3 protein-coding genes and 1 pseudogene are annotated in these 11,236 nt (G+C 65.1%); 2 read left to right on the top strand and 2 right to left on the bottom strand.

What is annotated here, in order from left to right; translation table 11 throughout:
* Positions 1–8,415: SDR family NAD(P)-dependent oxidoreductase (locus WAN71_RS24270; protein ID WP_422227772.1), on the top strand; the 8,415-nt coding region annotated here is incomplete at its 5' end.
* A gap of 82 nt (positions 8,416–8,497) precedes the next feature.
* On the opposite strand, the gene WAN71_RS24265 is transcribed toward WAN71_RS24270, so the two are convergent.
* Together WAN71_RS24265 and WAN71_RS24260 are read right to left on the bottom strand one after the other, a co-directional pair.
* A complete protein-coding gene (locus tag WAN71_RS24265; protein ID WP_422227771.1) occupies positions 8,498–9,607 on the bottom strand; it encodes an acyl-CoA dehydrogenase family protein in 1,110 nt (369 codons plus the stop codon).
* A gap of 35 nt (positions 9,608–9,642) precedes the next feature.
* A complete protein-coding gene (locus tag WAN71_RS24260; RefSeq protein ID WP_422227770.1) occupies positions 9,643–10,803 on the bottom strand; it encodes an acyl-CoA dehydrogenase family protein in 1,161 nt (386 codons plus the stop codon).
* Between the two features lie 180 nt (positions 10,804–10,983).
* Between WAN71_RS24260 and WAN71_RS24255 the strand changes: the two are divergent.
* A pseudogene (locus WAN71_RS24255) lies at positions 10,984–11,236 on the top strand (hypothetical protein); the annotation flags it as partial.

The following is an 11,236-nucleotide window of genomic DNA, read 5'->3' as shown; positions in this document are numbered from 1 at the left end:
CAACAACACCTTGGCGCGCGTACCGAAGCCGTCCGGCTTCTCGAGGACGGCCGGATCGAGGAACTCGCGGCCCTACTCGACGGTCCGAGCGGCGACCATCAGACCGTTGACGTGCTGACAAAGCTTGCTGCACAGCATAATCAACAACGCAGCACCCAATCCATCGCGGACGACCGCTACGACATTCGCTGGAAGAAATCCAACTCCCCGGTTTCCGATGCCCAACCAGGCGAGGCGTCTACCTGGCTGCTCATTGGCGACAATGGCGAAGCGGTTCAGCCGTTGGTCGACGTGCTGACGGCGCAGGGCCACCAGCATCGGATTCTCGGGTTGCCGGTGTCCGATGCGGACGAGGAACAGCTCGGGGCCGCGTTGCGCGCTGCGGCGGAGGACGAACCGACGCTACGTATCGTGCATGTCGCGGCGCTCGACGCAGACCTGGACGCCAAGACCGTGCCCTCCATGCGGTCGCTGTTGCGGATGCAACACCGAATCCTGCGCGGAACACGGCGACTCTTCCGCGCCGCGGCTGCCGCTGAATTGCGCACGCCCATCTGGCTGGTAACCCGCGGCGCACAACGAGTCACCGACGCGGACACCGTATCACCGGATCAGAGTTGCCTGTGGGGATTTGGTCGTGCCGCCGCACTGGAGCATCCGCAAGTGTGGGGTGGACTGGCGGATCTGGCTGGGGGCACTGCCGACGAATGGTCGCAGTTCATTACCCAGCTATTGGCGGCACCGCGCGGCTCGGCCATCAGGGAAGACCAACTGGCCCTTCGTGATCAAACGGTCTATGTTCCCCGGCTGGTTCGACGCGTTGGGCAGCCGAACGCAACGCCGCTGGCACTGCGTGATGATGCAACGTATTTGGTGACCGGAGGGCTGGGGTCGATAGGACTGGAAATCGCCGGATACCTAGCCGCGCACGGCGCCCGGCATCTGGTGCTGACCGGGCGACGCTCGCCCAGCGATGCCGCGCAACGGCGCATCGACGCGCTAGGCGAACAGCACGGCTGCGAATTCCGGGTCGTCGCGGCCGATGTCGCCGATGCGCACGATGTCGCGCGCCTGTTAGCCACTGTGCAGGCCGAACTACCGCCGTTGGCCGGCATCGTCCATGCCGCGGGGGAGATCGGTACCACCCCGCTGAGCACCCTGGACGATGCCGAAGTAGATCGCGTTTTTGCCGGGAAGGTCTGGGGTGCTTGGCATTTGAGCGAAGCAGCCGCTGACCTACAGCTGGACTTCTTCCTTAGCACCTCATCGATCGCCTCAGTATGGGGCGGATTCGGTCAAACCGCCTATGGCGCGGCGAACGCCTTCCTCGACGGCCTGGCCTGGCGGCTGCGTGAGCAGGGCGTCGCTGGGATCAGCGTTAACTTCGGTCCCTGGTCGGCGGGCATGGCCGACGAGGAGTCGCGCGCGCGACTAAGTAAGCGTGGCGTCCGGACATTGTCACCTGCCGATGCACTGGCGGGTATGGCCGATCTCATGGCGGCTTCTTCCGTGCAGGAGGGGCCACAAGGCCCCGTACAAGGAACAGTGGCCCGGATCGACTGGGCCCGCTTCCTGCCGCTCTACCAGCAAGCGGGGCGGCGGTCATTCCTGGCGGAGCTGGAACGTGAGGTGCCCGACGCGGCGCCGGTGACAACGCCGTCTGGGAAGACCAAGCTAGTCGAGCAGCTCACCAACGCTCCGGTGCAGCAGCGCAAGAAGCTTCTGGCAGATTACCTGCGCGACGCGGTAGCAGACGTGACGCGCGTCGATGCCGCGGAGATCCGCGAGGACGCCGGATTCTTTGATCTCGGCATGGATTCGCTGATGGCCGTCGAATTGCGGCGCCGCATCGAGCAAGGAGTGGGCAAGGAAATACCGGCGACCCTGGCGATGGATTACCCACGTCTGTCCGACGTGGTGGATTACTTGCTCGGCGACGTGCTAGGACTCAGCGAGCAGGTATCCACCAGGTCGGGGGCCCAGCTGGTGTCAGCAGTGACGACGCGCACGGATGAGCCGATCGCGATCGTCGCGGTGTCGTGCAATTTCCCCGGCGCGCCCGATCCGGAAGCTTTCTGGGAGGTGTTGTCCGGCGGTATCGATGCGATCCGGGAAGTCCCGGAGGACCGATTCGACATCGACGAGTTTTACGACCCGGATCCAGAGACCCCGGGCAAGATGTATAGCCGCTTCGGCGGGTTCCTAGACGCAATCGACGGATTCGATCCTGAATTCTTCGGTATCTCCCCGCGCGAGGCTATCTGGATCGAGCCGCAGCAGCGGCTGATGCTCGAAACTGTGTGGGAGGGCTTGGAACGCGCCGGGTTTTCCCCGGCGGCGTTGCGCGGCAGCCGAACCGGCATTTTCGTGGGGGTGGCTGCCAATGAGTATGCGCATCTGCTGTCCGCCGACTCGGTCGAAAACATCGATGCCCACTTCATCACCGGCAATGCGCTCAATGCCATTTCCGGTCGGGTTGCCTTCGCACTCGGTCTGGAAGGACCGGCGGTGGCGGTCGATACCGCGTGCAGCTCGTCGTTGGTGGCCGTCCATCAGGCCTGCCAGGCATTGCACTCCGGTGACTGCGATTTGGCGGTAGCCGGCGGTGTAAACGTCTTGATAAGTCCGGTAACCATCATCGCCGCCTCACGCGCCAGGATGCTTTCCCCCGTCGGGCGATGCAAGACCTTCGACGCCTCCGCCGACGGCTATGTGCGAAGTGAAGGCTGCGGAATTCTGGTGCTCAAGAGGCTGAGCGACGCGGTGCGCGACGGCGATCGGGTTTGCGCGGTCATCCCGGGCAGCGCGGTCAATCAAGACGGCGCTTCTAGTGGTTTGACGGTGCCCAATGGTGGTGCACAGCAACGGCTTATCGCCGCGGCGCTGGCCCGCGCCGGTCTCGCCGGCGGGGATGTTGACTACCTTGAGGCGCACGGGACGGGCACCGCGCTGGGCGATCCGATCGAGGTGCAGGCGGCCGGGGCCGTTTATGGTGTCGCTCGTGACGCCGACCGGCCGTTGCTGATCGGATCGGTGAAGACCAACATCGGCCATCTCGAGTCGGCAGCAGGGGCCGCCGGTCTGATCAAGGTCGTGTTGTCGCTGCAGCACGAAGTGCTGCCGCAGAGCCTGCACTTTGAGACACCGTCGCCGCATATCCCGTGGGACTCGCTGCCGGTGCGGGTCGTGGACAAGGCGGTTCCGTGGCAGGCCAACGGCAGGCTGCGACGCGCCGGCGTAAGCTCCTTCGGGTTCACCGGCACGAACGCACACGTGCTGATCGAGGAGGCGCCACCACAATCGGCGACCGCCGACGAATACTCGGCAGGCGACGTCGCGGCGGCATCGGAGTCGGACGATCAAGATGAACCGGTCAATGTGCTGCCGCTATCCGCGCGGTCACCGCAGGCGCTGGTGGCGTTGGCACAGCGATATGAGGCCTGGTTGAACGCCCACCCGAAGGTCGACATCGCCGAAGTGTGCCTCACGGCCGGGGCGGGCCGTTCGCATTTCGAACACCGCGCCGCGCTGGTCGTGGATTCGGTTCAGAGCGCCGGCGAGTGCCTGGCCGAGTTGGCCGAGAACCGGCTGCGACCGGGAGTGGTACGCGGCGAATGCACTGACCGGCCGACAACGGCGTGGCTGTTCACCGGGCAGGGCAGCCAGCATCCGGGGATGGCGCGCGAATTATTCGACGCTGAGCCGGTTTTCGCAGAAACAGTGACACACTGCGCGGATGCGGTAAACGAGATACTGCCGCGCCCGTTGCTGGAGGTGCTGTTCGCCACCGACCGCGACACCGGCGGTGAGGCCGGAGAAACACTGCGGCACACCTCGTTTGCGCAGCCAGCGCTTTTCGCCGTCGAGATGGGCCTGGCCCGGCTGTGGCAGTCGTGGGGCGTCGAGCCAGATGTGGTGCTGGGGCACAGCGTGGGCCAGTACGCGGCGGCATGTGTGGCCGGGGTTTTCAGCCTCGAGGACGGGGCGCGGCTAATGGCCGAGCGCGGCCGGCTGTTCGGTAGTCTGCCCGACGGTGGGCGAATGGTGGCGGTGTTCACCGACGCCAAGCACGTCGAGGACGTCGCCAGCGAATTCCCTCAGGTGTCGGTCGCCGCCTACAACGGTCCCAACACGGTGCTGTCGGGTCCGGGAGCGGATCTAGAACAGGTAGTCGCCAGGTTTGGTGGCGACGGGATCCGCTGCAGCTGGCTGGAAACCAGCCACGCCTTCCATTCGGAGTTGCTGGAGCCGGTGCTCGGCGAATTCGAGTCTTACGCAACGCGGTTGCAATACGCTGTGCCGACGTTGCCGCTGGTCTGCAACCGCACGGGCACCGTGCTGACGGCGGAAACCCCACTAGACGCCCAATATTGGCGGCGGCATTCTCGTCAGCCGGTGCAGTTCGCCGAAAGCGTACGCACCGTGGCGGCGCTGGGATGCTCGGTGTTGATGGAGATTGGTCCGCAACCGGTTCTGACCGGGGCTGCGGTGCAGGTCTGGCCGGAACACTTGGCCGCGCCGCGTGCGATCGTTTCGCTACGCAAGGGCGTAGGTGACCGGCGCCAGATCGCAGAAGCACTGGCCACGGCATATGTCGGCGGCCATCGGCCCAAGTTCGCTGCGCTGCAGCATCAACCTCGCCGCCGACTCGAACTGCCCACCTATCCGTTCCAGCGTCGTCGCTTCTGGCCCAAGACCTCTGGGATCGCCGGCATCGATGGTCAGGGCTCCTCCGTATCCGGAATCTTGGGTAGTGCAAAGGATCTCGCATCCGGCGACTCCGTGTACACCAGTCGACTGTCCGTCAAATCGCAACCGTGGCTGTCGGATCACGTTATCTATGGCACCGTTGTCGTTCCCGGCGCGACGTACGCGGCGATGGTCCTGGCCGCCGTTGGTCCGCCGGCGCGGGTGAAAGATGTCTTTTTCTATGAGCCGATCATCCTGCCCGAGAAGAGTTCTCGCGAGGTGCAGCTGGCGTTGCATCCGCTCGAGGACGGCGGCGGCTGGACCTTCCGAGTGCACAGCCGCGAATACGGTGTCAGTGAGGCTGAATGGTCGTTGAACGCCGATGGCACCGTCGTTACCGGTGTCGACGACGAGCCGGCCTCGGATCCGATGGATTCCATTGACGCCGCAATCGAGCGGATGGACCGGACGCGCCCGCAGGAGCTGTTCGAGACCTTCGCCGACATGGAGCTGGCATGGGGACCCAACTGGTCCGGTTCCCTGAAGTCGCTGTGGCTCAGTGAGGGAGAGGCGATCGGCGATATCACCGTCGGCGAAGAGCTCGCCGAGCACCTCGGAACCGAGCCGATGCATCCGGTGCTGCTCGATCTGTGCACCGGAGTCGCCTTCCCGGCTTTCCCGGCGCTTCTCGCGGCCGAACAAGGGGTAGCCGATCTGTTCTTGCCGTTGCGGTACGGGCAAGTAGAGCTTCGGGAAAAGATGCCTAGGCGGTTTTATTGCCGCGCGAGGTGGCATACCAGCGGCCTCGACAGCGAAACGCAAGTCTTCGATCTCGATTTCGTTGATCGGGATGGCCGCCACCTGGGCGGGATTCGCGAGTTCACGGTCAAACGCGCGCCCCGAGAGGCGTTGTTGCGCGGGCTCGGCGGCGATGCCACCCGGCTGCTGTATAGCCTCGGCTGGCACGAGGTGCCCCTGCCCGCACCGAGCAGTGATATCGGGGCCGCCGGAAACGCGAACGGCACCTGGCTGATTGCGGGGCTCGACAAGCTGGCGGCCGAACTGCCGGGCTGCATCTCATTTGACCGGACCATGGATCCGGAGCTCTTGGGGCAGCTGTTGGCACAGGCTCAAGAGCGCGGTATGCCGATCTCCGGCATCGTCTGGCGCAGCACCGGACCGAGTGCAGAAGAGTCGAGCGCTGAATCTGCCGCGCGGCTGGAGACCGAGATCGCCCAACTGCTCAGCGCCGTGCACACCCTGCAGGCCGCCGAGGCGGTGAAACTTCCCGGCGGACTATGGATCATCACCGAACGAGCTGTGGCGACCGAATCTGGCGAGCCGGTCGATCCCGTGCAGGCGGCGCTGTGGGGACTCGGGCGCACCATCGTCAACGAGGAACCGGCCCTGCACTGCAGGCTGGTCGATTACGACGGATCAAAGGAGGCCGTGCACTCGCTGGCCGGTCTTCTCGGCGCTCCGATCGAGGAACCCGAACTCGCACTGCGGCAAGGAAAGTTCTTGGCGTCCCGGTTACTGCCATGGGCGCGCAGCGGCCATCTCGCGGTACCGCGGGCAACTGATTACGTGTTGGCGCCCACTGAACGCGGCGCGATCGACAACCTGCGCCTGACCGAGACAGAAGTGCCGCCACCGGACGACGGCTATGTGCAGGTTCGAGTTGAGGCCTCTGGTCTGAACTTCCGGGATGTGCTCAATGTGCTGGGTCTCTACCCGGGTGATCCGGGTCCGATCGGCGGCGACTTCGCCGGCATCGTCACCCAGTTGGGTGGCGGCGTCACCGGACTCGAGGTCGGCCAACGCGTTTATGGCTTCATGCAGGGCGCGTTCGCCAGCCGGTTCAACGTGCCGGCCCAGTTGCTGGCGCCGATTCCCGACGGGGTGAGCGCGGTAGACGCCGCGACCATTCCCGCTGCAGCACTCACGGCCCGACTCGCGTTCGACTGGGCGCAGCTGCAGCCCGGTGACCGTGTGCTCATCCACGCCGCCAGCGGTGGTGTCGGATTGGCCGCCATCCAGATGGCCCAGCAGCACGGTGCGATCGTCTTCGCCACCGCCAGCACCTACAAACGCGCGACACTGCGCAAGCTGGGTGTGGAATATGTCTACGACTCGCGCAGTACGGATTTCGCTGACCAAATCCTCGCTGACACCGACGGTGCCGGCGTCGACGTGGTGCTCAACAGCCTGACCAATGAGGGGTTTGTCGAAGCGACCGTAAGGGCCACCGCCCAGAATGGCCGTTTCGCAGAGATCGCCAAGCGAGACATCTGGACTCCGGAACAGATGGCGGCGGCCCGTCCCGATATCGCCTACGAGATTGTTGCGCTAGACACGGTTACCTTCCAAGAGCCCGAGCGTATTCGTGGCTTGCTGGGCGAGGTGTCGGACGGGTTGGCGAGAGGCGAATGGACGCCACTACCCGCCGAGATCTACCCGCTGACGGAAGCGAAGACGGCGTTTCGCCGCATGCAGCAAGCGCGGCATATCGGCAAGATCGTGCTGCAAATGCCGAACCCGCTACAGCCGCGCGGCGATCGGAGTTATCTGATCACCGGTGGACTCGGTGCGATCGGCCTGCACACGGCGGCGTATCTGGCCCAACTCGGTGCCGGTGACATCGTGTTGACCAGCCGGCGCGCGCCCGATGCGGATGCACAACGGGTAATCGAGGACATCACTGAGCGCTATCGCTGCCGCATCCACACCTTCGCGGCTGATGTCGGTGACGAATCCGAGGTCGAAAAGCTACTGGAGCGGATCCGCGCGGAGTTGCCGCCGCTCGCGGGAGTGGCGCATTTGGCGGGCGTGCTCGACGACGCGCTGCTGTCACAGCAGACCCCGGAGCGTTTCCGGACGACGTTGGCGCCCAAGGCGTTCGGCGCCTGCTACTTAGACCGGTTGACGAAGAACGACGATCTCGACTTCTTCATCGTGTCCTCCTCGGTGTCCAGCTTGCTGGGTTCACCCGGGCAGGCCAACTACTCGACTGCCAATGCGCTGCTCGACGGGCTGGTCGCGGAACGACAGGCGCATGGCTTGCCGGCGACCGGCGTCAACTTTGGTCCCTGGGCCAAGGGGGGCATGGCGTCTTCGGAGGCCGCGCGCGCCAATATCGGTGCGCAAGGCCTGGTTCCGCTGGAACCCTCGGCCGCCCTCAGCGCGCTCGCGGAGGTTGTCGCCAACGGAACTGCGCAGGCAACTGTCATCAAAGCCAACTGGCAGCGTGCGGCGAAGATGCTGGGCAGTTCTCGCCCACCGATTCTCGATCTCGTGTTGCCGAGTGCGGTCGGAGAGATAACCGGTGACAGTGAATTGCTCCGGCAATTGCAGGAAATCCCGGTGGCGCAGCGCGCCGGTTTCATTACCGAATTCCTGCAGCGCGAAGTGCAGCAATTCCTGCGGCTCGCGCAACCGCCGGCCGCAACCGGTCGGTTCGTGGACCTGGGTACGGATTCACTGATGGCCGTCGAACTCCGCAACCGGTTGTACAGCCAGTTCGGTGGCGCGTTCACGATCAACGCTACCGCGGTATTCGACTATCCGACGATCGGCGGGCTCGCCGAGTACCTCGCAGCTCAGCTGCCCGAGTCGGACTCACAGTCGGCCGGGTCGGAAAATGGTGCAGCGCCAGAGGCGAGCTCGGAATCGGTTGCACCGCCGGAGCCGAGCTCGGAATCGGTTGCAGCGCCAGAGCCGAGTTGATGCCCGGAAGGTCAGTCGGCGATATTGAACGCCGAGAATTCGGCGACTGCGTCGAAGAGTTCGGCCAGGCGACTGCTCCGACCTACAGCGTCACTACGTCGTAGTCGGCGACCTGATCGACCAACACGTGCAACTGGTCCTGCGATGAACCAAGGGTGCGCTCGATCGCGGTCAGCCGCGCGGCATAGTGGCCGACCGGATACTCCGCGGTCATTCCGATGCCGCCGTGCAGCTGAATCGACTCCTGCGCGATGTGCCGCCCCGACCGGCCGATCTGCAGCTTGGCCCGTGCCGCGACCACCGGGTCGAGATTGCCGTCGGCGATCGACATCGCGGCGTAGAGGTTCATGCTACGGGCCAGTTCCAGCGACACGTACATGTCGGCGGCACGCTGGGTCAGCGTCTGAAACTTGTTGAGCGTGACCCCGAACTGCTTGCGCGTCTTGAGGTAATCGGTGGTCAACCGAAGCGCCTCTTCCATGGCGCCGACCGCCTCCGCGCACAACGCGGACTGGATGCGGACGACGCCGTTGCGGATGGCGGTCGACGCGTCCACCGCGTCATGAAGCGGCTCGCCGGGCGCCTGGTCCAGGTCGATCTGGGCACCCCGTTGGCCGTCGAAGGTGCGATACGGCTGGCGGGCGACCGCGTCGCCGTCGACCAGGAACAACCCGACGCCGCCGGCAGGCAACCCGGCGCTGACCACCAGGGTGTCGGCGCAGTCGCCGGCAAGCACTGGGTTCTTCCGTCCGTTGAGCAGCCACGAATCACCTTGCTGCACAGCGGTTGTCGCGATACTTGCGGTGGCCGCCGCGCGCATCCCGGGTTCGAGGTGGGCAAATGCCAGCAACCGCTGCCCGGCGGCGACCTCGTCCAGAAGCTCCTTTTGTGCGTCGCTGCCGACCTCGGCGATGATCGCCCCCGGTCCCAGCGCCGCATGCACGACGGGTTCGGGTGCCAGCCGGCGCCCAACTTCGGTGAGTACGACCATCACCTCGATCTGGCCGGCCTCGTCAGGATCGAAGCCCAGCCCGAGGATCCCGGTGTCGGCCAGCTGACTCCACACGTCGCGGCTCCAGCCCAGCTCGCTGCCGACGATCTTGTTGCGGCTTTCCGGGTCATAGCTTCGGGACAGCAAGTCGCGGGTGGTGTCGCGGAGCAGAACCTGTTCGTCGCTCAAATGAAAGTCCATGGCTTTACCTCATTTTCCTTAGACGCTGCCGTCTACTACAACCCGAGGATGGTGGACGCGATGATGGTGCGCTGTACCTCATTGCTGCCGCCGTAGATGGATGTCTTGCGGTAGTTCAGGTAGTGCGGCGCGCTGCCCTGCGCCCATTGCGGTGACGCGATGTCGTCGCCGGCATCGAACGGGAGCGCATCGGGGCCGGCGACTTCGACGAGCAATTCGGTGGCGGTCTGCTGCAACACGCTGCCGCGTAGCTTGAGCACCGACGACGCCGGATTGGGCTTACCGTCTGCCGAACCTGAGGCGACCCGCATCTGGGTGAGTTCCAGTGCCAGCAACTCGTTTTCGGCTTCGGCGAGCCGGGCGGCGAACAGCGGATCGTCGAGCAGGCCGGTGTCGGCGGCGCATTGTTTGACCTCGGCGAGACGAACCTTGGTGCGGCCCACCCCCGCGATTCCGGTCCGCTCGTTGCCCAACAGGAACTTCGCGTAGGTCCAGCCCTGGTTCTCTTCTCCGACAAGCTGATCGGCGGGTACCCGGACGTCTTCGAAGAACACCTCGTTGACCTCGAAGCTGCCGTCGATCAGCTTGATCGGCCGCATCGTGATGCCCGGGGTGTCCAAGTCGATGAGCAGAAACGAGATGCCGGCCTGCTTTTTCGGCGCCTGCGGGTCGGTGCGTACCAGGCAGAAGATCCAGTCGGCGTATTGGCCCAATGTCGTCCAGGTCTTCTGCCCGTTGACCACATAGCTGTCGCCGTCGCGCAAGGCGGTAGTACGCAGCGACGCCAAATCCGAGCCGGCTTCGGGCTCGGAGAACCCTTGGCACCACCAGATGTCGAGGCTGGCCGTCGGCGGCAGGAAGCGTTGCTTGATCTCCCGCGACCCGAACTCGGCGATCACCGGTCCGACCATCTTCGCGTTGAAGTTCAGGGGTTCGGGCACAGAGGCCAGCTGCATCTCGTCCAGCCAGATCTGATGCTGAGCGGGCGTCCAGTCCTTGCCACCCCACTCGACGGGCCAATTGGGCACCGCCAGCCCGTGATCGTTGAGGATCTTGTGGCAGGTGATGAAGTCGTCACGGCCGAGCGGCAGACCCTGACGGGTTTTCTCGCGAAAGTCCGCCGGAATCTTCGTCGTGTAAAAGGTACGCAGCTCGTCGCGGAAGGCGGCTTCGTGCGGCGTGAGTGCCAATTGCATGGCAGCCTCCTCTGTTGGATCTCACGGTCCCTGCCGTGCACGTTATCCGCATACCCAACCAACTAGTCAGGCGCCTCGTCGCTCAGGCGGTTGTGCACAGCCGGCAGCCCGTCCACAGGCGGTGCCACCGGGCCCCGCGACGACCCTGCTGTGACAGTCGGCGCACCTACCGTCGGCGGCATGCGCACAGAACTGCCCGCCGAGCGACTGCATCGACGACTCGGCGCCCAACCAGACAGCGATGCCGACGGCACGGATGCCGACACCGACCCAAACTCGCTGCTGCCGCGGTGGCTTCCAGACGGTGCCGGACAGCCTGGTGCCGGCTGGCTGGCCAGGGTGCGGGCCGACCCGGGTCGCGCCGGCGCCATCGCACTGGCCGCGATCGCCGCGATCGCGGTGCTGGTCACCATCTTCACTCTCATGCGTGACC

The organism is Mycobacterium sp., assembly GCF_049280035.1.
Classification (GTDB): Bacteria; Actinomycetota; Actinomycetes; order Mycobacteriales; family Mycobacteriaceae; genus Mycobacterium.
This window is presented reverse-complemented; position numbering and strand designations above follow the sequence as displayed.